This window comes from Streptomyces plumbidurans, from assembly GCF_019857225.1.
GTDB lineage: Bacteria > Actinomycetota > Actinomycetes > Streptomycetales > Streptomycetaceae > Streptomyces > Streptomyces plumbidurans.
In genome coordinates this window covers 12779-34318 of record NZ_JAFJSY010000063.1, presented here as the reverse complement: position 1 = coordinate 34318, position 21540 = coordinate 12779, and the positions used below count along the sequence as shown (strand labels likewise).

Here is a 21540-nt window from a genome sequence, read left to right as displayed (position 1 = left end):
CTTTCAACGAGGGTTAGCCGAGCAGCGAACGGCCGATGATCTCCTTCATGATCTCGGTCGTGCCGCCGTAGATGGTCTGGATGCGGCCGTCGGTGAAGGCCCGCGCGACCGGGTACTCGGTCATGTAGCCGTAGCCGCCGTGCAGTTGGAGGCAGCGGTCGGCGACCCGCTTCTGCAGCTCGGTCGCCCACCACTTGGCCATGGAGGCGTGGACGGCGTCGAGCGTGCCGTTCGAGTGGTCCTCGATGCAGCGGTCGAGGAAGGTGCGGGTGACGGCGCACTCGGTGGCCATCTCCGCTATCTCGAAGCGGATGTGCTGCTTGGTGGCGAGCGGCCGGCCGAAGGCCTCGCGCCCCTTGACGTAGTCGGTGGTGATCTCCAGCAGGTGCTCGGCGGCGGCGATCGCCGCGACCGCGATGCTCAGGCGCTCCTGGGCAAGGTTGGTCATCAGATGGACGAAGGCGCCGTCGAGCGTGCCGAGGAGGTTCTCCTTGGGCACGCGGACGTCGTTGAAGAACAACTCGGCCGTGTCCTGCGCCTTCTGGCCGATCTTGTCGAGGTTGCGGCCGCGTTCGAAGCCCTCCGCGCCACGCTCGACGACCAGCAGCGACAGGCCGCGCGCACCGCCCTCCGGGGTGGTCTTGGCGACCACGATCACCAGGTCGGCGAGGATGCCGTTGGAGATGAACGTCTTGGCGCCGTTGAGCAGCCAGTGGTCGCCGTGGTCCTCGGCGTGGGTGCGGATGCCCTGCAGGTCGGACCCGGCGCCGGGCTCGGTCATGGCGATGGCGGTGATGATCGAGCCGTCGCAGAAGCCGGGCAGCCAGCGCCGCTTCTGCTCGTCGGTGGCGAGCGAGGTCAGATACGGGCCGATGATGTCGTTGTGCAGGCCCAGGGCCAGGCCGGGGGTGCCCGCGCGCGTGAACTCCTCGGCCAGTACGGCGCTGTAGCGGAAGTCGGAGGTGCCGCCGCCCCCGTACTCCTCCGGCACGGCGAGCCCGAGCAGGCCCTGCTTGCCGGCCGCCCGCCAGGCCTCGCGGGAGACGATGCCGTCCTTCTCCCACTGCTCGTAGTACGGCAGCACCTCCCTGGCCAGGAAGGCGCGGGCCGTCTCGCGGAACGCGTCGTGCTCGGGGGCGAAGATCTGCCGCTTCATTCGAGGCCCTTCGTGAGGTCCTGGTCCTTCAGGAGGTCGGGTACGTCCCAGTCGTGCGCCACGTCCGCGGTGTCGGCGCCCGGTTGGGCGGGACCGGTGCGCACCGCGGTGGGGGTCGCGGAGAAACGGGGGGCCGGGGCCGGCTGGGTGATGCCGCCCTGGTCGGTGAAGGTGCGGCGGGCCGCGAGGTGCGGGTGGTGCGGGGCCTCGCGCAGCGACAGGACCGGCGCCACGCACGCGTCGGAGCCCTCGAAGAGGGCCGTCCACTCCTCGCGGGTACGGGTGGCGAAGCGGGCGGCGACGGCCTCGCGCAGTTCGCCCCAGCGGGCCCAGTCCCTGCGCGCGCCGGAGTGCTCGGGCAGACCCAGGAGGGTGACGAACTCCTCGTAGAACTGCGGCTCCAGGGAGCCGACCGCCATGTACTTGCCGTCGGACGTCTCGTACGTGCCGTAGTACGGGCAGCCGCCGTCCAGGAGGTTGGCGCCGCGTCGGTCGTGCCAGCTGCCGGCCGCGAGCATGCCGTGGATCATCGCGGAGAGGTGGGCGGTGCCGTCGACGATCGCGGCGTCCACGACCTGGCCGGTGCCGGTGGCGCGCGCGTGGTGGAGGGCGGCGAGGACGCCGACGACCAGGTAGAGGGAGCCGCCCGCGTAGTCGCCCAGCAGGTTGGCGGGGACGGCGGGCGGGTGGTCCGGGTCGCCGATCATGCCGAGGGTGCCGGTGAGCGCGATGTAGGCGATGTCGTGGCCGGCGCGCTGGGCGAGCGGCCCGTCCTGGCCCCAGCCGGTCATCCGGCCGTAGACCAGTGCGGGGTTGCGCGCGTGGCAGGCCTCGGGGCCGACGCCGAGGCGCTCGGCGACGCCGGGGCGGTAGCCCTCGACGAGGACGTGGGCGCGCTCGACGAGGTCCAGGACGCGCGCGGGACCGTCCGCCGACTTCAGGTCGACGACCACCGAGCGCTTGTTGCGGTTGGTGATGTCGTACGCGGTGTCGATCGCGAGTCCGGTGCCGCCGGGGCGGTCGACGCGCACCACGTCGGCGCCGAGGTCGGCCAGGAGCATGGCCGCGAACGGGCCCGGCCCGATCCCGGCGAGCTCGACCACGCGCACGCCGGTCAGCGGGCCCTGCCCGGGCGGCGTCTTCGCCGTTGTCATCCAGCCCCCAGCGCTTTGACACAACTGATGTAACACCAGTGATGCTAAGAACACGTTCCACTGAGCACAAGCCCTGAGCGAGCAAGCGCTTAGACAATGACCGGTTTCACTGCCCGTCGAGCTGCGCCGTCAGCCGCTTCGGGGCTATCGCGCGGTAGCTCTCCTCCACCCAGTCGCACAGCAGGTCCGCCGCCGGGGCGCCCCGCTCCGGGAGCGGGATGCGCACCCAGCCGGCCCTGCCCAGGCCGTATCCGGCGGGTTCGGCTCCGGGAAAGGTCAGGGCGTGCGCGTGGGCCGCCTCGTCCTTGAGCTTCACCGTCACGCCCAGCGGATGGCTGCCGTCGTCGACCCCGAGGAAGACGAACACCTTCGCGTTGACCTTCGCGACGGACTCGCCCCAGGGGAACTCCTCGACGGCACCCGGCAGCCCGAGCGCGAACGCGCGCACCTTCTGCCATTTCTTCAGGGCATTTCGGCTCACGGCCACAGTCCCGCCTCCGGGCTCGTCATCGAACTCAGCGCATCTCACGCTAGCCTCGGCCACCGACAACGGCGCGTGGTGTGTGGACGAGGAGTGTCATGAGCAGGCCGAACAGGACCGACCGTCCGTACGACATCGTGCTCTACGGTGCGACGGGCTTCGTCGGGACGCTCACCGCCGAGTACCTGGCGGCCCACGCGCCCGACGGGCTGCGCTGGGCGATCGCGGGACGCAGCGAGCGGAAGCTGGAGCAGCTGCGCGAGCGGCTGCCGGGCGGCGAGAAGGTCGGCGTGCTGCGGGCGGACGTGTCCGATCCGGCCGACGTGCGCGAACTCGCCGGGCACGCGCGCGTGGTGGCGACGACCGTGGGGCCGTACGTCACCTACGGCCAGGAACTCGTCGCCGCCTGCGCGGACAGCGGCGCGGACTATCTCGACCTGTGCGGCGAGCCCGAGTTCGTGGACCTGACGTACGTACGGCACGACGCAAGCGCGCGGGAGACCGGCGCCCGGCTGGTGCACGCCTGCGGCTTCGACTCGATCCCGCACGACCTGGGCGCGTACTTCACGGTCCGGCAGCTGCCCGAGGGGGTGCCGCTGACCGTGGACGGGTACGTGACGGTGGACGCCGTCTTCTCCGGCGGCACGTTCGCCTCGGCGCTCAACCAGTTCGCCCGGGTGCGCCCGATGCTGGCCGCCGAGCGGGACCGCAGACGGCACGAGCCGCGCCTGGTGGGGCGACGCGCCACGGCGCCCACCGGGGTGCCGCGGTTCGCGAAGGAGATCGGCGCGTGGGCGCTGCCGCTGCCGACCATCGACCCGCAGATCGTGCACCGCTCGGCGAAGACCCTGGAGCGCTACGGCCCCGACTTCCGCTACCGCCACTACGCCGCCGTACGCCGCCTGCCCGTCGCCATGGCCGGCGTCGCAGCTGTCGGCGGCCTCTTCACGGCCGCCCAACTACCGCCCGCCCGACGCTGGTTGTCCGACCGCCTCAAGCCCGGCGAGGGACCGGACGCCGAGAAGCGCGCAAAGAGCTGGTTCAGGATCCGCTTCGTCGGCGAGGGCGGCGGCCGCCGAGTCTTCACGGAGGTCACGGGCGGCGACCCCGGCTACGGCGAAACAGCCGTGATGTTCGGCGAGTCGGCGCTGTCGCTGGCGTTCGACGACCTGCCGGCGACGGCTGGGCAGGTGACGACGGCGGTCGCGATGGGCGACGCGCTCATCGAGCGGCTGAGCGGGGCCGGCATCGGGTTCCGGGTGGTCGCCAGGCGCTGAGCCCGGGGAGGGTCGGGCCCCGGCTGGTGGTGTCCTGCGATACCTACAGCGACCAACCGGCCACGGTGTAGATCATCCCGGCTATCCAGCCGACCCCCGCCAGCACGGCGAGGATCAGCGTGGCTGTCACGGCGCGTTCGACGGGGCGGTTGGGGTCGGCGAGGGGCTTTGGGGCTCGGTGTGTCGTCATGCGGGACAGCCTGTCGGCCGGGGCGGCGCGCCCACATCCGTACGCGTACTCAGTAGGCGTACTCACATCGCGCCGTGACCTCACCTACGTCCCGCACTCGCGGGTTGAGACTTTTCCCGTGCTCCGGCCCCGTTTTCCGGATGAGGTGCGCCGCAAAGTGCCAACGGGCGGTGCAATGGAAGACTTGAGGGTATGAGATTTTTTCTCGAAGTCACCATGGACGACGCGGCGTTGACGAAGGACCCGGCGGGTGAGCTCGGCCGGATTCTGCGGTACTGGGGCGGCAATCTGCGCCATTACCCGCTGCGGCCCGGGGACGAGGCCGCGGTCTACGACTCGGAGTACCGCGAAGTGGGTCAGTGGCGGATCGTCGCGTCCTGAAGCGCCCGGCGGCACAGCGCGTCCGCCCGGCGGGTCGTCTCCGGCAGCCGGTAGGCGGGGGTGAGCGTCAGGGTGTGGGCGCAGGCGTTGTCCAGGCTGACGCGGTGGCCGACGGACACGTAGACCGGCTTGACGGCGTCCCGGGTGCGCAGGGCGCGCCCGACCTCCTCGGTGCCCGCGAGCAGCGGTGAGGTGCTGCCGCGCGCGGCGCCCGGGTCGTCGTGGGCGAAGGTGAAGGGGTTCTTGGCGACGCCGATGGTGGGCAGGCCGGTCAGGACGCCGAGATGGCTCGCGAGGCCGAAGCGGCGCGGATGGGCGAGGCCGTAGCCGTCGCACACCACGAGTCCGGGTGGGCACGGCAGCGCGTCGAGGGCGGCGAGGACCGTGGGGATCTCGCGGAAGGCGAGCAGACCCGGCACGTACGGGAAGGAGATCCGGCCGACGGCCGTGGCCTCGGCGACGACGTCCAGACTCGCCGCGTCCAGCACCACGGCCGCGGCCACGACGACGTCCCGCTCGTCGTCGTAGGCCACGTCGACGCCGGTCACATGCCCGGCGCCGGGCGGCGGTCCGCTCTCGTCGAGCACCACGCGCCCGCGCAGTTCGTCCTGGACGGCGCGGGCCTCTTCCTCGGTCGCGGGCCAGCCCGCGGGGATGCTTACGGTCGTCATGATGGGGACGAGCGTACGGGCACGACGAGGGCGGCGTAGGCTCGCGATCATGTTCGTACTGGAGCTGACCTACACCGCCCCGCTCGACGCCGTGGACGCCCTGCTGCCGGAGCACGGGGCGTGGCTGGACGAGCAGTACGGCAAGGGCGTGTTCCTGGCGTCGGGGCGCAAGGAGCCCCGCGACGGCGGGGTGATCCTCGCCGTCGCGGAGGACCGGGCGCGCATCGAGGAGATCGTCGCGGGCGACCCCTTCAACGTCGCCGGCGTGTGCACGTACCGCGTCACGGAGTTCCTCGCCACGAAGACGGCTCCGGAGCTGGAGCGCCACCGGCAGCAGCCCCGCTGAGCCCCCGCTGAAACCGCTGGCCCCCGCGGCTCAGCCCTTCTTCGCGTTCAGCGCGCGCTCCAGCTGCCCCTTGTTCATCGACGAGCGCCCCTCGATGCCGCGCTGCTTGGCCTCGTTGTAGAGCTGGTCGCGGGTCGGGCCGCCGGAGCCCCGGCCGGAGCGCTTGCCGCCCCGCTCACCGGACGACATGTCCTTGGTCGAGGTGCGGCTGGCGGTCTTCGACTCGCCGGACCGGGCGCGTTCCTTGTTGACCGTCCGAGCCGCGATCTCCTCGGCGCGTCCGGTGTTCTCGCCCCGGTCCTGGGCGCTCTTCTTGATGTGCTCGTACTGGCGCTCCCTCTTGGAGCTCGAGCCTGCGGGCATGATCGCTCGCTCCCTTCGCAGTCGCGACTGGCGATGTCCGCGATCGGGTACCCGCATTCGGCCCGTGTGCCTCACTTTTCCAGTCGTGCCACCCGCCCCTGCTCTCCCGCGGCCCAGCAGCCGAGGTCGGCGGTGCAGTCCACGGTGTCGTACGAGCCCGTGTCGACCGTCCGCCAGGTGCGGCCGCCGTCCGTGGTCAGGTCGGTGCCGGTGGGGCCGACCGCGAGGGCGGTGGTGCGGCTGTGCGGGAGCCAGGCGGCACCGGAGCGGTAGGCGGGCGGCGGCTCGGCGGCGGGCTGCCAGGTGCGGCCTCCGTCGGTGGTGCGTGCGGCGGCCCGCGGCGAGGACTGGTCGGGGCGGTAGTCGCCGCCGACCGCGAGGCCGTGGGTGCGGTCGCGGAAGGCGAGCGCGAAGACGCCCTTGGCCGGGTCGCCCGCGGGGATCGGCGTGTCGGTGGCCGTCCAGGTGCGGCCGCGGTCGCGGGAGTGCAGCACGCGCGCGCGTGCGGCGCCTCCGGTGGCCAGCCAGACGTCCGAGGGGCCGGAGGCGACCAGGCACTGACCGCTCGCCGCGAAGCCCGCCTCGCCCTCCTGGGCGGCGGGCATGCCGGCGCTGGGGAGCACCTTCCAGGAGCGGCCGCCGTCGCTGGTGGACAGGATGCGGAACCTGCCGTCCACCGGGTCGCTCATCGCGAGGCCGTGGCGGTGGTCGAAGAAGGTCAGGCAGTCGTAGAAGGCCTTGGCGTCGGTGTTGCGGAAGGACTCGGTCCAGGTCGCGCCCCCGTCGTCGGTGCGGTAGACGCGGGACGCCTCGCCCTCGCCGATGGCCAGCACGACGGCCCGCCGCGCGTCGAAGGCCTCGATGTCCCGGAACTCCAGCGCGTCGGCGCCCGGAGGCGAGACGTTCGCCCAGCTCGTGCCGCCGTCGGTGGTGCGCAGGACGGTGCCCCCGGTTCCGGCCACCCAGGCGGTGTCGCGGCTGACGGCCGACAGACCGCGGAAGCGGACGCCGGCCGCACCGGTGTCCTTGAGTTCCCAGTGCGGCGCCTTGTGCACCCCGTGGCCCTGCCCCTGCCCTTGTCCCTGTCCCTGTCCGTGCCCCTGTGCGGGTGCGGCCTGTGCGGGTACGGCGGTCGGGGCTGCCAGCGCCACCGAACACACCGCCCCCGCCGCCACCGTGCGGAACGTACGTCTCCTGCGTCGCGTGCTCCCCATGCGCCTCATGGCGGGCGAAACTAGCCCACCGTCCGGGCACCGTCCAGACCGTCCGTCGCCGTCCCAACTCCCGGTCGAGCCACGACCCATGTGCCCCGTCGAGCCAAGGCCCATGTGCCCCGTCGGGCCACGGCCGACGCGCCCCGCCGGTCCACGTCCCACCCACCATCGGGGCACGGGAAGCAGTCCTCGTCGCTCCTGTGAATGAACGCGGTGACGGAGGTCACTCGAATCCGGGGTGCACGGATTGGCTTGTTCCGGCGTCTCTAGCAGTACCCGGCCCTGTCCGCGCGCAAGTCCGTCCAGACGTCACAAGGGAGCAAGGCGTTGTCCACCGTCATCGAACAGCCCGTGGAGGCCCGCCTCGTGGCCGCCGCGCCACGCATGCAGAGCATTCCGGCCACACTGCACTACGACCGCTGCGATCCGTTCGCAGTGCGAATGGCCTTCCCCGCACCGGCCACCCTGGAGGGCGTCGAGGTCTGCTGGACCTTCTCGCGCGAACTCCTCATGGCCGGCCAGGAGGAGCCCGTGGGCGACGGCGACGTCCGCGTACGGCCCTACGGCTACGACCGGACCGTACTGGAGTTCCACGCACCCGAGGGCACCGCCATCGTGCACGTCCGCTCGGAGGAGATCCGCCACTTCCTCGCCGCCACGAACGCCCTGGTGCCCGTGGGCCTGGAGCATCTGCAGCTGGACCTGGACCACGACCTCGCGGAACTGATGCGCGACGCGGCCTGACGGCCCCCGCCCGGCAACCGCCTCAAAGGCCCCCGCCCAACGGCCCCCGCCCGGCATCCGCCTGACGGCCCCCGCCCATGAGCGAGTTGAGCTCGCCGTAGTCGAGCCCGCCCGCCAGCGAGTCGTACGTCCCCGCGCCCAGCAGCTCCCCTGCGGCGCGCCGGACCAGTGCGTGCGCGGCCTGCGCGATGCCCGAGCCGACGCTCACCCGGGCGACACCGAGCGCGGCCAGCACGGCGACCGGCGGTGCTCCCGGCCCCGCCATCACGTTCAGCGGCTTCTCGATCCCGTCGGCGAGGACCCCCACAACCCCCGGGTCGACGGCTCCGGGCACGAAGATCCCGTCGGCGCCTGCGGCGACGAACGCGGCGGCCCGCTCCAGGGTGAGGTCCACTCCCCCGGCGCCCCTGAGGAACGTGTCGATCCGGACGTTCACGAACAGCGGCACCCCGAGCGCGTCGGCGGCCTCCCGGGCGGCGGTGATCCGCTCGGCCTGATCCTTGACGGGACGCAACGGTCCCGTCCCGGCCTCGTACAGCGCGTCCTCGATGTTCACGCCGACGGCGCCGGCCTCGATCACCGCGCGGATGGTGGTGGCGACGCCCGCCGGGTCCGGGGCGTAGCCGCTCTCGATGTCCGCGCTGACGGGCACGTCCACCGCCGCGGCGATGCGTGCGACGGCACCGAGGGCCGGGGCCCGGTCCAGCCGGTCGCCGTCGGCGGCGCCGAGAGCCCAGGCCAGGCCCGCGCTGGTGGTCGCGACGGCGGCGGCACCCGCGTCCTCGACGATGCGGGCACTCGTGACGTCCCAGGCGTTCGGCAGGACGAGCGGGCGACCGGGAACGTGCAGGGACCGGAAGGCGAGGGCACGCGCGCGTAGCGTCTCGTTCGTCGTCATGCGGTTCACTCAACCGCGGCCGCGGGGAGGCGGCTGGCAGAAATCCGACCTGTACGTCGTACGTCGGGGCCACGACCGCCACGGCCGCCCTGCACCTGCGCCGAGCACCCGACGCAACACATCTCCACCGGAGCACCCGCCCGTCGTACGTGTCCGTCGGAGCCCTCGGCAGCCGCCGTCAAACCCCCGGCCGGTGGGCGCCCGCTGCGCGGACCTCCGCTCCGAGGGCGGCGACCAGCTCGCCCAGGACCCAGCTCGCCCCGCTGCGCCCGACGAGCTCCCCGAGTCGCTCCCTGTGCTGCTCACGGTGGCCGTCCCGGACCAGGCCGCGCACTCCGGCGGCGGTCGCGAGGGCCACGGTGGCGGCCTGCGGCCCGGAGACCTCGCCCACCCCCTCCAGGACCTGCCGCGCCTCCTCCCGCAGCGTCTCCACCGCGCCGGCGCGCTCCAGTACGTGCTCCACGCTCGGGAAGACGCCGAGGACCCGCTTCTTCTCGGCCCGCAGCCATCCCTCTGCGGTCAGCTGCTCCCGTACGGCGTCGGCCGTCACGCGCGCGTGCAGGCTCACCCACGCCCGCCAGCGGTGCGGCCGGGACTCGCGGACCAGTTCCATGAGCCCGTCCAGAGCGGCGTCACCGGCGAGGGAGTCCATGTCGACGGGTGTGGCGATGCCGTCCTCGTCGGTGAGCAGACCGCGCCGGGCCAGTTCGGCGAGGGCACCGGCGCGCACCAGATGCGTGGCGTCCGCGGCCTGGCCGCCGGTGGGGTCCCAGGCGAGGAGGCAGAGCCGGGCCGGGATCGAGAGCGAACCGTGGGGCACGAGGTCTCCTTGGTGCGGCGTCGTCGGTGATCACGCTAGTTCGTTAATGCGTTGACAGCCGCCAGAGCCCCTCGTACGGTGTACAGCGGTTCTGTTGCCGTCGATCGGAGAAGGACGTTGCTCCTCTGAGGTCCTGAGACACCGCGTCACACCCCCTGAGGTGTGGGCGCAGCGTGCGACCTCGGCAGTCGAGCCGTCCCTGGCGGAGCAGGCCCTTTTTCATGGCCGATTTTCGTGATCAAGGCCCCTCCTCCTCCCAGGACTCTCCTTTCCGCCCGCGGGTCCGCGGTGTCTCGATACGCGTTTGCCCCTGACCGCATCACGCAACCGCGAGGTCCTGTATGTCTAGTTCCATCACCTGTACGTCCCTGTCCTTCAGCTGGCCCGACGGCACCCCCGTCTTCGAGGGTCTCGACGTCGCCTTCGGCCCCGGCAGGACCGGGCTCGTCGGCGCCAACGGATCGGGAAAATCGACCCTGTTGAAGCTGATCGCGGGCGCACTCACCCCGGCCGACGGCACGGTGCGGATCACGGGCGAGGTCGGCCGTCTCCCGCAGAACGTCACCCTCGACACCCGGCTGAGGGTCGACGAGGCGCTCGGTATCGCGGCACAGCGGGCCGCGCTGCACGCCATCGAGGCGGGCGACGTGAGCGAGGAGCACTTCGAGACGGTCGGCGACGACTGGGACGTGGAGGAACGAGCCCTCGCCACACTCGGCGAACTCGGGCTCGGCCACATCGAGTTGGACCGCACCATCGGCGAGGTCTCGGGCGGCGAGTCGGTGCTGCTGCGACTGGCCGCACTGCTGCTGCACCGCCCCGACGTGCTGCTCCTGGACGAGCCGACCAACAACCTCGACCTGTACGCACGCAGACGGCTGTACGCGGCCGTGTCCGCCTATCCGGGCGTGCTGGTCGTGGTCAGCCACGACCGCGAACTCCTGGATCTCGTCGACCAGATCGCGGATCTGCACTCCGGGGAGGTCACCTGGTACGGGGGCAACTTCTCCGCCTACGAGGAGGCCCTCGCGACCGAACAGGAGGCGGCGGAGCGGATGGTCCGCGCCGCCGAGGCCGACTACCGCAAGCAGAAGCGCGAACTGGCCGACGCCCAGGTCAAGCTGGCCCGCCGCAAGCGGTACGGACAGAAGATGTGGGACCAGAAACGCGAGCCGAAGATCGTCATGGGGGCGCGCAAGCGCGCGGCACAGGAGTCCGCGGGCAAGCACCGCATCATGCACGAGGAGCGGCTCACCGAGGCGAAGGAGCGGCTCGACGACGCGGTGGACGCCGTGCGGGACGACGACGAGATCCGCGTCGACCTGCCGTTCACGGCCGTTCCGGCGGGCCGTGGCGTGCTCACGCTGATGGACCTGGAGCTGGCGTACGGCGCGCGGGTGGCCGGCGGGCTCGACCTGCGCGGTCCTGAGCGGGTCGCGCTGATCGGGCGCAACGGCGCGGGCAAGACGACGCTGCTGCGGACTGTCGCCGGTGAGCTGGAGCCGGTGTCGGGCGAGGTGCACGCGCACGTGCCGCTCCGTTTCCTGCCGCAGCGGCTCGACGTGCTCGACGACGAGCTGTCCGTGGCGGAGAACGTGGCCCGGTTCGCGCCGGGCGCCACCAACAACCGGGTACGGGCGCGACTGGCCCGCTTCCTGTTCCGGGGCGCCCGCGCCGACCAGAAGGCGGGCACGCTGTCCGGCGGTGAACGCTTCCGGGCGGCCCTGGCGGCGCTGATGCTGGCCGAGCCCGCCCCGCAGCTGCTCATGCTCGACGAGCCGACCAACAACCTCGACATGGCGAGCGTCCGGCAGCTGACGTCGGCCCTGGAGTCGTACGAAGGGGCGCTGATCGTGGCCAGCCACGATCTGCCGTTCCTGGAGTCGATCGGCATCACCCGCTGGCTCCTGCTGGACGGCGAACTGCGGGAGACCACGCCGGAGGAGGTCGGATAGGGCATTGCAGGAGGGGCACAGCCTGGCAACGAGGGGTTTTGCCCGCGCACATCCGCCCTGCATGATGGCGGACCGGGCCCTGTATCACGGGGCCCGGTCCACAGTCCCGCCGTTACGGAGTCCCTGTCGTGCCCAGCAAGAAGGCTCTCGTCCGCCGCCCCGGTCCCCGCCTCGCCGAAGGCCTGGTGACGCACATCGAGCGGGAGAAGGTCGATACCGGTCTTGCGCTGGAGCAGTGGGAGGCGTACGTCGAGGCCCTGCAGGCGCACGGCTGGGAGACCGTCGAGGTGGCCCCGGAGGACGACTGCCCCGACTCGGTCTTCGTCGAGGACACGGTCGTCATGTACAGGAACGTCGCGCTGATCACCCGGCCCGGCGCCACCTCCCGCCGCGAGGAGACGGTCGGCGTCGAGGAGGCCGTGGCGCGCCTTGGCTGCTCGGTGAACTGGATCTGGGAGCCGGGCACCCTGGACGGCGGCGACGTGCTGAAGATCGACGACACCGTCTACGTCGGCCGGGGCGGGCGCACCAACGCGGCCGGCGTCCAGCAGCTGCGGGCCATCTTCGAACCGCTGGGGGCGCGGATCGTGGCCGTGCCGGTGAGCAAGGTGCTGCATCTGAAGTCGGCCGTCACCGCGCTGCCCGACGGGACGGTCGTCGGGCACATCCCGAAGGTGGACCGGCCCTCGCTGTTCCCGCGTTTCCTGTCGGTGCCCGAGGAGTCCGGCGCGCACGTGGTGCTGCTCGGCGGCGGCAAGCTGCTGATGGCGGCGAGCGCGCCGAAGTCGGCGGACCTGCTCGCCGATCTCGGCTTCGAGCCGGTCCTGGTGGACATCAGCGAGTTCGAGAAGCTCGAGGGATGTGTGACATGCCTCTCGGTCCGGCTCCGGGAGCTGTACGCCTGACGGGCGATCGTTTCACTCCTTCAGCCCCGGGACCTGCGCATCCTGACGCTTCTTGACATGCCCTCGCACGCCTGGGGCACGGCACCTGATCAGGGCTCTTTACACCCCCCTTAACCTACGGTCACGTAACCTACGGTTTCGTAGCCTACGATTCCGTAGGTTCCCGGCCCCGCTCGCCGGACCTGTCCGTTCCTGTTGCGCGTCCCCCTGGAGTTTCCGTGACGATCACTTCCCCGCACCTCGGTAGTCCCGCCGTCTGGACCGACGCCCGGCTGCTGTACGCCCTGGAGGAAGTGGTCGAAAAGGAACTCAACCGGCATCTGAAGGTCGCCAAGGACTGGATGCCGCACGAGTACGTGCCGTGGTCGGACGCCCGCAACTTCCCCGGCCTCTTCGAGGACGGCGAGGCCTGGAGCAAGGAGCAGTCCAAGGTCACCGAGATCGGCCGCACCGCCCTGGTGGTCAACCTTTTGACCGAGGACAACCTGCCCAGCTACCACCACGAGATCGCCTCCCTCTTCGGCCGCGACGGCGCCTGGGGCACCTGGGTGCACCGCTGGACCGCCGAGGAGGGCCGGCACGGCATCGTGATGCGCGACTACCTGCTCGCCTCGCGCGCGGTGGACCCGGACAAGCTGGAGCAGTTCCGGATGGCGCACATGAGCGAGGGCTTCGAGTCGGACAACCGCCACTCGATGCTGCACTCGGTCGCCTACGTCGCCTTCCAGGAACTCGCGACCCGCATCTCGCACCGCAACACCGGCCACCAGTCGGGCGACCCGGTCTGCGACCGCATGCTGGCGCGCATCGCGACCGACGAGAACCTGCACATGGTCTTCTACCGCAACCTGCTGGGGGCCGCCTTCGAACTCGCCCCCGACCTCACCATGCAGGCCGTGCGCGACGTCGTCGTCAACTTCCGCATGCCCGGCCACAGCATCCCCGGCTTCGAGCGGGCCGCGGCCCAGATGGCGATCGGCGAGGTCTACAACCTCCGCATCCACCACGACGACGTCATCCAGCCCGTCCTACGCTACCTGAAGGTCCTGGAGATCGACGGCCTCGGCCCCGAAGGCCTCAAGGCCCAGGACGAACTCGGCCTGTTCATGGGCGGCCTCGACGCCGAGGCATCGAAGTTCGACGAGAAACTGGCCGCGCGCAAGGCCCGGATGGCGGCGCGGGCAGGCGCCTGACGGCTCATGGAATTAGCGGTGCGGATCCCGGCCCGCCCGCGTCATCATGCGGGGCATGGGTGACAACGGCACGTCCGCACGCGCGGTCGGTTTTCTGCTGAACCTGATCGACGCCGGACAGGCGGAGCGGGTACGGCGCCGGATCGGCGCTGCGCACGCGCGCGTGGACGCCGCCGACGAAAGGGCCCGCCTCGTCTCCGCATGGACGTGGCGGGCGGTGCCCTCCTCCGTGCTCCTGTGGGTGCTGGAGCAGGACGATCCGGACCTCAACGCGGTGGTGTGGCGGCACTCCCACGCGGACGACGCCATGCGCCGCGCCATCCTGCGCGGCGTGCCGTTCGGCCCCGGCCGCACGGCACCGGTCCGGGTGGACCGCGTCCTGCGCGGCAGCGACGAACCCCCGGTGCCCGACTCCTACGCCAGGCACGGGCTCGTCGGGGCACTGCGGCAGGCCACCGCGATGGCACCCGCACGACGGGCGGTCTCGATGGTGCTGGGGCGCGCCGACTGGCGGACGGTCGCAGAGGCGGACCGGGAGCGCCCGCTGCCCGGGTACGCGCGCTGGGCCCTCGCGGTGCGCCCGGACTGCCCGCCGCAACTGCGGGCGCAGTTCGGCGTGCACCGCAAGTTCACCCACCGGGTGCGCCGCGCGGGCGTGCTGGACGGCCCGGCCGAGTACGCGACGGCGCACGGCCCCGCCTCGGACGTCCTCGACGTGCTCTCAATGGGCCATGTGCTGTTCCCGGCACGCGTGCGTGACGCCGAGGACGCGCTACGGCCGCTCGTGCGCGACCACTTGGGCGACCGCGAGGAGGCCTGGGCGGTGCTGGCCCAGCTGATCGACACCTTCCACGGCACCGCGCCCGAACTCGTGGCGACCGCGGGCGCCATCGCCTGACCGGGCAGGTCCGCAGGGGGGCGGGGCGGCTGGATTCGAACCAGCGTGCTCCGGTTTTGGAGACCGGTGCGCCTGCCTCTGCGCTACGACCCCGCCCTTGGGACCGGAGCGTAATGCGTTGGCCCGTTGTCAGTGGGCGCTGGTACCAATGAGCAACGGGGAAAGCCGGTACGGGGGGCACGGGATGGCGTACGGGGAGCGGGGACGGCATGTCCCGGTGGTCGACCTGGCCGACCGCAGGGCACTGGAGCGCTACCGCCCGGCGGACACGGCCGTCGTCGAGGAGGCGCGGCGCCTGAAGGAGGCCGCGCTGCTGGACTTCGGCCTGACCGAGTCCGCGGTGGCGTCGTGGCTGTACGCGAAGTGCCACCACCAGATCCCCACGACCGCGGTGGACACGGCGGCCGTGGTGGCCTCCGGCGACGGCACCTGCCTGCTGCTCTACAACCCGGACTTCTTCGTCCGACTGGGCCTGGACGGCGTGAAGTTCGTGCTGTTCCACGAGGCGCGGCATCTGGTGCACCGGCACCTGTTCGCCGACCCCGACCTGCGCGAGGACCCGGTCTTCGAGCTGGCCGCCGAGGTGTCCATCAACCACGTGGCGATCGTCCGGCTCGCACGCGAGGGCCTGCCGCTGCTGGACGGCCGTCCGACAGGCGTCGATCCTCGGCAGGTGTACGGGCTCTACGTGGCGGACCTGACGGCGCACGGCCTGGAGCCGGTGCCGTACGAGACGTTCACCGAGACGGACATGCGGGTGTACGGCGAGCTGAAGCGGATGCACCGGCCGCCCGTTCCGGAACGGCGCCTGTGCGTGCACCTGCTGGACGAGTCCGTCCCCGCCGACCAGGAGACCGTCGACGCGGTGGCCTCCTCCGTTCTGCTCAACTCCCTTCTGGCGGCCCGGCGCGGACACGCGGGCGCTGAGGGCGAGTTGGTGGACCTGATGGGCCGCACCGAGGACGGCAACGCTCGTGCCGCGAAGATCTGGGGCACCCTCGGCGCGGGCACCCTGCGCGGCGAGACCACCCGCACACGCACCGTCGACTGGTGGCAGCGCTGGCTGGTGGACGTGCTCGGCTCGAAACTGCGCGAGGGCGAGCGGCTGGTGTACCCGAAGAAGCGGGGTGCACTGCTCGCCGCGCTCGGTCAGGACCCGATGCTCTCCCGGCGCGGCCCGGTCCGCGACAAGGTCCTCGTCGTCGCCTACGACACCTCGGGCTCCATGCCGGACCACGTCGTCAGCTGGCTGACACGGCTCGTGGGCCGGATCGACCGGGTCGAGGCGCACTGGCTGTCCTTCGACGCCCAGGTGATGCCGTTCAGGCCGGGCGAGCGGGTCTACGGCGGAGGCGGCACGAGCTTCCAGGCGGTCGCGGACTACGTGGAGGGGCGCACGGAGGTGAACGGCCGGCGCTTCGACGTCACCCCGGACGCCGTGGTGGTGCTCACCGACGGCTGCGCACCACCGATCACGCCCGCCGAGCCGGACAAATGGATCTGGCTGATCACCGAGGGCGGCAGCGAGTGGCCCGAGACGCACACCCCGGCGATGGACTGCCATCGCGTCACGACAGGATCGAGGTGAAGGACCCATGACCACGCAGCACACGCCCCCGAAGCAGGGGCGGTCGAGCCGTACGGGAGACTCGCGCGGACCCGCCGAGGGCGCGCGCGGACCCTTTGAGATCTCCCGTCTTGAGGCCTTCATCGACGCGATGATCGACATGGGGCAGACGGGCCAGATCTTCGGCGAGCACGGCATCGGCAAGACGGCGACGTTCTTCTCCCACGTCGCCCGCGCATACCCGGACGCGACGCTGGTGTACGTCCCCGCCGCCAACCTCACCCCGGACGACCTGCTCGTCAACGCCCCGGTGCGCGACCCCCACACCGGTGAACTGGTGCTGCGCCAGCTGGTGGTGAGCCAACTCAAGCCCGGCCGCCCGTTCGTGCTGCTCGTCGACGACTCGCTCCAGGCGGGCGAGACGATCCAGTCGCAGCTGATGCAGATCGCCTGCAACTGGACGCTCGGCGAGCACGATCTGCGCGCCCTGGGCTGCATCGGCGTGTTCCTCACGGACAACGAGTCGCTGTCCGAGACCTCGGCCCGGCGCAGCGACCTCGCGCTCCTGGACCGCATGGTGACGCTGCGGATCACCGCGAACGACACGGCCTGGCGGCGGCATCTGGCGGCCAAGTACCGCCCGTGGGACCTGCGTCCGGTGTTCTCCCTGTGGGCGTCGCTGTCGCCCGCGCTGCGCGAGCTGCTGTCACCGCGCACGCTCGACCACGTCCTGGCGAACGCCAAGGAGGGCTTCCCGCTGCGCTGGGGCCTCCCCCTGGTCGACGGCGAGCGGTTGCGGCTCGCCGAGCCGGGTGCGGACGGCAGGCCGGGACAGAACCGTACGGCCGAGATCCTGGACCGCATCGCCGCCTCGCTCGGCGTGCCCAATCCGCCGAGGATCCCCGATCCGGTACGGCAGGTGGTGCGTGCCGCCCTGCAAAACCGCTGGACGGTGCTGCTGCAGGGGCCGCCCGGGTGCGGCAAGACGGAGCTGGTGCGTCAGACGCTGCGCGAGGGTCTGGGCCGAGAGCCGTTGTACTTCTCGCTGCCGGTGACGAACGTCGAGGACCTGTGCGCGCCCATCCCGTCGGCCGACGGCACGCTGGACAATCTGCTGGCGGCGAAGTTCACGGGCCCGGAGCCCAAGGCGATCGTGTGGGACGAGTACAACCGGCCCAAGGACAAGGCCGCGTTCGCCAAGCTGATGGAGATCACTCAGGAGTGGTCGCTGGCCGGGCGGCGGATCGAGCATCTGCGGGCGCAGATCGCGGTGCAGAATCCGCCCTACCACCTGGGCCGCAAGATGCTGGTGGCGCGGAACAACATCGCGCAGGCGACCCGCTTCACGGCCTCGCTGCAGGTGGAGCCGGAGGACATACCGGCCAACGAGTGGCTGCTCGCGCGCTACGGCTCGGACGCCGAGACGGTGCTGGAGTGGTGGAAGCACGACATCGACGACGACGGACGTGCCTGGATCACCAAGCGCACCCTGGAGCGGCTGATCAAGCTGCACCGGCGCGGGCTGCCGCTGGAGATGGGCACGGTCTACCTCGGCGACGGCGAGTACGCGCCCGTGCCGCTGACCGCGTTGCTGGACCGCCTCAAGGGCCGCCCGGTGACCGGCCTGCGCGAGCTGGCACGCGACGTCGACGCCTGGGAGGAGCGGCTGCGCCGCGCCGCCGGGCACTCCTCGGAGGGCGGCAACGACAGCGACGTGGTCCACCAGGTCCTCGCCAACGCGGAGCTGTCCCAGCTCAAAAAGCACCGCGCGGCGGTGAGCCGCCTGGTCGCCCTGCTCCCGGCGAAACTGCGGGCGACGTATCTGGTGGGCGCGTCGAAGCAGCAGCAGCGGTTCTGGACCGAGGTGTTCATGACGCTGCGGCGCTGATCACCGGCCCCGGTCAGGGCGCCGCGACAGGGCCGGCCGGTGGGGTCCGGTGCACGCTTCGTACGGCCGCCACGTCGGCCGGGACCGAGGGGCGGGGACATGCGCGCTCAGCTGCTGCTTCACAGGTCGAGCCGGCCGTCGGGCAGCGCCGTACCGGCGGCGAAGTCCAGCCGCTCCCCCGCAGGGCGCCCGGCCCGCAACCAGTCCAGCAGAGGGGCAAGTTCGGCAACCGGACGCGGCACCACGCCCGGCACACCGGCGAAGTTCCGTTCGGTCCGCTCGTGGTCCCCGGTCACCACTGCGCCTCCCGGTAGTCCTTGAGAAACACCCCGGACATGGGGACTCCGGCCACGCCCGACACCCCGGCGCAACCCCGCCCGCCCCGCCCACTGCCCCCGGTCACCACTCCGCCTCCCGATAGTCCTTGAGAAACACCCCGGACACCGGGTCTCCGGCCTCCCCCCGCACGATCGGGTCGTAGACACGCGCCGCACCGTCGACGACGTCCAGCGGGGTGCGGAAGCCGGCCCCGGCCATGCGTTCCTTTTTGGGTGCCGGGTTCTCGTCGGTGATCCAGCCGGTGTCGACGGCGCACATGTGGACGCCCTGTCCGGCGAGTTCGGCGGCGCTGGTGCGGGTGAGCATGTTCAGGGCGGCCTTGGCCATGTTGGTGTGTGGGTGGCCCGGCATCTTGTTGCGGACGGCGAACCGGCCCTCGACGGCGGTGACGTTGACGACGTAGCGGCGCGGGTGCGGCGAGGCCAGCAGCAGGGGAAGCAGCCGGTCGCACAGCAGCGCGGGGGCGAGGGCGTTGACGAGCTGGGTCTCCAGGACCTCGGCCGGGTCGAGCGCACCGAGCCGGGCCGACCAGGAGTTCTCCGGGGACGGGTCGGGCAGCAGCCCCGCCTCGTCGGCCTCGCGCAGCCCCGCCGGCAGCGACGCGGCGCCGCTCTCCAGCATCCGCATCGGCGTGAAGCCGGGTGCCTGCCGGGCGCCCTCGGGCAGGGCGTCGTACTCACCGGCGGCGAGCAGGGCGTAGGACTCGGGCGGGCGCCGCACGGTCTGCGCGGCGTTGTTGACGAGGATGTCGAGGGGCTCACCCTCCCGCCTCAACTCCTCGCACAGACCGAGGACCTGGCGCGGGTCGCGGAGGTCGACGGCGAGCACGGTGATCCGGTCGAGCCACTTCTCGCTGCCCGGTTCGGCCCGGAAGCGGCGCATGGTGTCGTGCGGGAAGCGTGAGGTGACGAGCAGCTGGGCGCCGTCCCGCAGCATCATCAGCGCGAGCTGGAAGCCGATCTTCACGCGGCCGCCCGTGAGGAGCGCGCGGCGCCCGCTCAGATCGGTGTGCAGGGCGCGCCGGGCCGAGTTGTCGGCGGCGCAGTCCGGACAGAGCCGGTGGTAGAAGCGGTCGACCTGTCGATAGGGCGACTTGCAGATGTAGCAACTGCGCGGTCGGGAGAAGACGCCTGCGCTGCCAGGAACGGTGAGCGGTGCGTCCTCGCGCCGGTCGCGTGCACCGGTCGCGGTCGCGGCCATCACGTCGGCGTCGGCCGCGGACAGCTCGCTGCCACGCGCCTTGCGCCTGCGCAGCCGGCCGTCCCGGGCGAACGACGCCGCGACCTGCTCCGCGCGCAGCCGCACGGGGTCGTCGACGGGCAGCTCGCGCAGCCTGCCCACCGTGCGGTGGAAGGCGGCCAGCTCCTCCTCGCCGATCGCGTCGCTCATGTGTCCCCGCCCCCGTTCGTGCCGCGCCGTGGGGTGGGCCGGATTCGAACCGGCGTGTCCTTCATGCCATGAAGGTGCGCCTGCCTCTGCGCTACCGCCCCCTGCAGTGGGGCCCCGGCCGGATTCGAACCGGCGTATCCGCCCTGAGAAGGCGGCGAGTCTGCCTCTGCTCTACAGGGCCCCCGAACGCAGCCCGGGGATCGGATTCGAACCGATGTTCTTCGCCTGGGCAAGGCGAGCGCGCCTGCCTCTGCGCTACGCCCGGGTGCGCTCCCGGATCCTAACCGCAGCCGGGCCCGGTCCGCTCACCTGTTCTGGCGGCGCCTGAGTTCCAGTCGTTCCTTCTCCGACAGGCCGCCCCAGACTCCGAAGCGCTCGTCGTTGCGCAGGGCGAAGTCGAGGCAGACGGGGCGCAGCTCGCACATGCCGCAGATGCGCTTGGCCTCGCGCACCGAGCTGCCCGGCTCGGGGAAGAAGAAATCGGCCCCGGTCTGCGCGCACAGCGCCTGGGCCTGCCAGGCGAGGTCGGCCGGGGTGATCGTGTCGTTGTGCATGATGCCGAGCCTGCCGCGCGGCGAAAAACGTTCGATCAACGCACGATCAACGCCGCCGTACAGGGGCCCCCGGCCACCCGATGGTGGCGCGCCCGCCCCTGCCGATGCACGGCGGCGCGCGCAAGGAGAACGGAAGGAGTGCGCGCAAGCGCGCGGAAGGGCGTCAAAACGGTACGGGCCGCGCCCGTGCCCCCGCGGTGACCACCGCCCCGCCGGGCCCCGCCCCCGCCAGGCCCCGCGCCCCCGCGCCCCGCGCTCCGGCAGCGGTTGTCAGTGGGCGGTGCAAGACTCGGCAGTGCACAGGACGGGACCCTTACGAGGAGGGCATGATGCTCACCACCCGTTTCGTCAACGGCACACCGAACTGGATCGATGTCGGCACCTCCGACATCGAGGGCGCCACCACCTTCTACGGCGGACTCTTCGGCTGGCAGTTCCAGTCGGCGGGGCCGGACGCCGGCGGCTACGGCTTCTTCCAGCTGGACGGGAAGACCGTGGCCGGCGCCATGCAGACCACCCCCGAGCAGGGCCCGCCCTCCTGGACGGTGTACTTCCAGAGTGCGGACGCCGAGGCCACGGCGAAGGCCGCGGAGCAGGCGCACGGCAGCGTTCTCATGCGGCCCATGGACGTGATGGGCGAGGGCCACATGGCGGTCCTCGGCGACAAGGCGGGCGTGCCGTTCGGCATCTGGCAGCCGGGCCGGACCAAGGGCGTCGACAAGGCCAACGAGACCGGCGCCCTGTGCTGGGTCGAGCTGTACACCCCGGACGTGCCGGCGGCCGCGTGGTTCTACCACGAGACCCTGGGCCTGGAGACCTCCGCGGTGTCCTTCCCCGGCGGCACGTACACCTGCGTCAACCCCGCGGGTGCCGGGGAGGACGCCATGTTCGGCGGCATCGTCGACCTGGCCGACGCCCCCGGGGAGGACAGCGCGTACTGGCTGCCGTACTTCGAGGTCGCCGACACGGACGCCGCGGTCGCCGAGGCGCAGCGGCTCGGCGGGCGGGTCCGGGTTCCCGGCACCGACATCGAGGGCGTCGGCCGCGTCGCCAAGCTCACCGACCCCTACGGCGCCCGCTTCGCCGTCATCAGGAGCGCGTCCCAGCAGTCGTAGCGGCACGGGGCCGCCGGGCCTCCCGGCAGCACGGGGACGCGG

At 72.0% G+C, this 21540-nt stretch carries 23 protein-coding genes and 4 tRNA genes; 11 read left to right on the top strand and 16 right to left on the bottom strand.

Annotation, left to right across the window (positions count from 1 at the left end; translation table 11 throughout):
• Nucleotides 1–13 precede the first annotated feature (13 nt).
• The 3 genes from JYK17_RS30645 to JYK17_RS30635 all read right to left on the bottom strand — a co-directional run bounded on the left by JYK17_RS30645 (nucleotide 14) and on the right by JYK17_RS30635 (nucleotide 2797).
• Complete coding sequence (locus JYK17_RS30645) at nucleotides 14–1156, bottom strand: acyl-CoA dehydrogenase family protein (protein WP_128801364.1); 1143 nt, start codon at nucleotides 1154–1156, stop codon at nucleotides 14–16.
• Nucleotides 1153–2310, bottom strand: a complete 1158-nt coding sequence (locus JYK17_RS30640) for a CaiB/BaiF CoA transferase family protein (RefSeq protein ID WP_222811633.1) — start codon at nucleotides 2308–2310, stop codon at nucleotides 1153–1155. Before JYK17_RS30640 ends, JYK17_RS30645 begins: the two co-directional genes overlap by 4 nt.
• Before the next feature lie 106 nt (nucleotides 2311–2416).
• On the bottom strand, nucleotides 2417–2797 hold the full coding sequence (locus tag JYK17_RS30635) for an MmcQ/YjbR family DNA-binding protein (protein ID WP_108015836.1): 381 nt from the start codon (nucleotides 2795–2797) through the stop codon (nucleotides 2417–2419).
• Nucleotides 2798–2889: 92 nt separating this feature from the next.
• On the opposite strand from JYK17_RS30635, the gene JYK17_RS30630 reads away from it, so the two are divergent.
• A complete protein-coding gene (locus JYK17_RS30630) occupies nucleotides 2890–4068 on the top strand; it encodes a saccharopine dehydrogenase family protein (protein ID WP_222811632.1) in 1179 nt (392 codons plus the stop codon).
• A gap of 43 nt (nucleotides 4069–4111) precedes the next feature.
• Here the strand turns inward: JYK17_RS30630 and mmpA are convergent, their stop codons facing one another.
• Entirely contained in the window at nucleotides 4112–4258 is a 147-nt protein-coding gene (mmpA, locus tag JYK17_RS30625) for a morphogenic membrane protein MmpA (RefSeq protein WP_164932125.1), read from the bottom strand.
• 192 nt (nucleotides 4259–4450) lie between these two features.
• Between mmpA and JYK17_RS30620 the strand changes: the two genes are divergently transcribed.
• Complete coding sequence (locus JYK17_RS30620; protein WP_108015834.1) at nucleotides 4451–4639, top strand: hypothetical protein; 189 nt, start codon at nucleotides 4451–4453, stop codon at nucleotides 4637–4639.
• On the opposite strand, the gene JYK17_RS30615 is transcribed toward JYK17_RS30620, so the two are convergent.
• A complete protein-coding gene (locus JYK17_RS30615) occupies nucleotides 4615–5310 on the bottom strand; it encodes an endonuclease V (protein WP_222811631.1) in 696 nt (231 codons plus the stop codon). The genes JYK17_RS30620 and JYK17_RS30615 overlap by 25 nt on opposite strands.
• 49 nt (nucleotides 5311–5359) lie before the next feature.
• On the opposite strand from JYK17_RS30615, the gene JYK17_RS30610 reads away from it, so the two are divergent.
• Entirely contained in the window at nucleotides 5360–5656 is a 297-nt protein-coding gene (locus JYK17_RS30610; RefSeq protein ID WP_108015832.1) for a YciI family protein, read from the top strand.
• A gap of 30 nt (nucleotides 5657–5686) precedes the next feature.
• Here the strand turns inward: JYK17_RS30610 and JYK17_RS30605 are convergent, their stop codons facing one another.
• Both JYK17_RS30605 and JYK17_RS30600 read right to left on the bottom strand, forming a co-directional pair.
• A complete protein-coding gene (locus tag JYK17_RS30605; RefSeq protein ID WP_128801368.1) occupies nucleotides 5687–6019 on the bottom strand; it encodes a plasmid stabilization protein in 333 nt (110 codons plus the stop codon).
• 71 nt (nucleotides 6020–6090) lie between these two features.
• Nucleotides 6091–7233: a WD40/YVTN/BNR-like repeat-containing protein gene (locus tag JYK17_RS30600; RefSeq protein WP_108015830.1), complete on the bottom strand. Its 1143-nt coding sequence runs from the start codon at nucleotides 7231–7233 to the stop codon at nucleotides 6091–6093.
• A 327-nt stretch (nucleotides 7234–7560) separates the two neighbouring features.
• Between JYK17_RS30600 and ssgD the strand changes: the two genes are divergently transcribed.
• Nucleotides 7561–7977, top strand: a complete 417-nt coding sequence (gene ssgD / locus JYK17_RS30595; protein WP_128801369.1) for a spore wall synthesis regulator SsgD — start codon at nucleotides 7561–7563, stop codon at nucleotides 7975–7977.
• Nucleotides 7978–7999: 22 nt separating this feature from the next.
• On the opposite strand, the gene JYK17_RS30590 is transcribed toward ssgD, so the two are convergent.
• Complete coding sequence (locus JYK17_RS30590) at nucleotides 8000–8875, bottom strand: isocitrate lyase/PEP mutase family protein (protein ID WP_222811630.1); 876 nt, start codon at nucleotides 8873–8875, stop codon at nucleotides 8000–8002.
• 178 nt (nucleotides 8876–9053) lie between these two features.
• Nucleotides 9054–9695: a GOLPH3/VPS74 family protein gene (locus JYK17_RS30585; RefSeq protein ID WP_108015827.1), complete on the bottom strand. Its 642-nt coding sequence runs from the start codon at nucleotides 9693–9695 to the stop codon at nucleotides 9054–9056.
• Nucleotides 9696–10036: 341 nt separating this feature from the next.
• Here JYK17_RS30585 and JYK17_RS30580 point away from each other — a divergent pair, with 341 nt between their 5' ends.
• The 4 genes from JYK17_RS30580 (at nucleotide 10037) to JYK17_RS30565 (ending at nucleotide 14646) form a co-directional block, all read left to right on the top strand.
• On the top strand, nucleotides 10037–11650 hold the full coding sequence (locus JYK17_RS30580) for an ABC-F family ATP-binding cassette domain-containing protein (RefSeq protein WP_222811629.1): 1614 nt from the start codon (nucleotides 10037–10039) through the stop codon (nucleotides 11648–11650).
• A gap of 128 nt (nucleotides 11651–11778) precedes the next feature.
• Nucleotides 11779–12555, top strand: a complete 777-nt coding sequence (ddaH, locus tag JYK17_RS30575; protein ID WP_108015825.1) for a dimethylargininase — start codon at nucleotides 11779–11781, stop codon at nucleotides 12553–12555.
• Between the two features lie 218 nt (nucleotides 12556–12773).
• Nucleotides 12774–13748 carry an acyl-ACP desaturase gene (locus tag JYK17_RS30570; RefSeq protein WP_108015824.1) on the top strand — a complete coding sequence of 325 codons (975 nt, stop codon included), beginning with the start codon at nucleotides 12774–12776 and terminating at the stop codon, nucleotides 13746–13748.
• 55 nt (nucleotides 13749–13803) lie between these two features.
• Entirely contained in the window at nucleotides 13804–14646 is an 843-nt protein-coding gene (locus JYK17_RS30565; protein WP_222811627.1) for a hypothetical protein, read from the top strand.
• A gap of 19 nt (nucleotides 14647–14665) precedes the next feature.
• Here the strand turns inward: JYK17_RS30565 and JYK17_RS30560 are convergent.
• Nucleotides 14666–14741 (bottom strand) — tRNA-Trp (locus JYK17_RS30560).
• Nucleotides 14742–14830: 89 nt separating this feature from the next.
• Here JYK17_RS30560 and JYK17_RS30555 point away from each other — a divergent pair.
• Nucleotides 14831–16234: a DUF2201 family putative metallopeptidase gene (locus tag JYK17_RS30555; RefSeq protein ID WP_222811626.1), complete on the top strand. Its 1404-nt coding sequence runs from the start codon at nucleotides 14831–14833 to the stop codon at nucleotides 16232–16234.
• 7 nt (nucleotides 16235–16241) lie between these two features.
• On the top strand, nucleotides 16242–18101 hold the full coding sequence (locus JYK17_RS30550) for an AAA family ATPase (protein ID WP_222811625.1): 1860 nt from the start codon (nucleotides 16242–16244) through the stop codon (nucleotides 18099–18101).
• A gap of 119 nt (nucleotides 18102–18220) precedes the next feature.
• On the opposite strand, the gene JYK17_RS30545 is transcribed toward JYK17_RS30550, so the two are convergent.
• The 6 genes from JYK17_RS30545 to JYK17_RS30520 form a co-directional block, all read right to left on the bottom strand.
• Nucleotides 18221–18397: a hypothetical protein gene (locus JYK17_RS30545; protein ID WP_234548265.1), complete on the bottom strand. Its 177-nt coding sequence runs from the start codon at nucleotides 18395–18397 to the stop codon at nucleotides 18221–18223.
• Between the two features lie 103 nt (nucleotides 18398–18500).
• On the bottom strand, nucleotides 18501–19829 hold the full coding sequence (locus JYK17_RS30540) for an SDR family NAD(P)-dependent oxidoreductase (protein WP_108015822.1): 1329 nt from the start codon (nucleotides 19827–19829) through the stop codon (nucleotides 18501–18503).
• A 29-nt stretch (nucleotides 19830–19858) separates the two neighbouring features.
• Nucleotides 19859–19930: transfer RNA gene (locus tag JYK17_RS30535), tRNA-Ala, on the bottom strand.
• An 8-nt stretch (nucleotides 19931–19938) separates the two neighbouring features.
• Nucleotides 19939–20010: transfer RNA gene (locus JYK17_RS30530), tRNA-Glu, on the bottom strand.
• A 10-nt stretch (nucleotides 20011–20020) separates the two neighbouring features.
• Nucleotides 20021–20095: transfer RNA gene (locus JYK17_RS30525), tRNA-Gly, on the bottom strand.
• A gap of 39 nt (nucleotides 20096–20134) precedes the next feature.
• Nucleotides 20135–20383: a WhiB family transcriptional regulator gene (locus tag JYK17_RS30520; RefSeq protein WP_108015868.1), complete on the bottom strand. Its 249-nt coding sequence runs from the start codon at nucleotides 20381–20383 to the stop codon at nucleotides 20135–20137.
• 329 nt (nucleotides 20384–20712) lie between these two features.
• Between JYK17_RS30520 and JYK17_RS30515 the strand changes: the two genes are divergently transcribed.
• A complete protein-coding gene (locus tag JYK17_RS30515; RefSeq protein ID WP_222811641.1) occupies nucleotides 20713–21498 on the top strand; it encodes a VOC family protein in 786 nt (261 codons plus the stop codon).
• The last annotated feature ends 42 nt before the right edge of the window (nucleotides 21499–21540 follow it).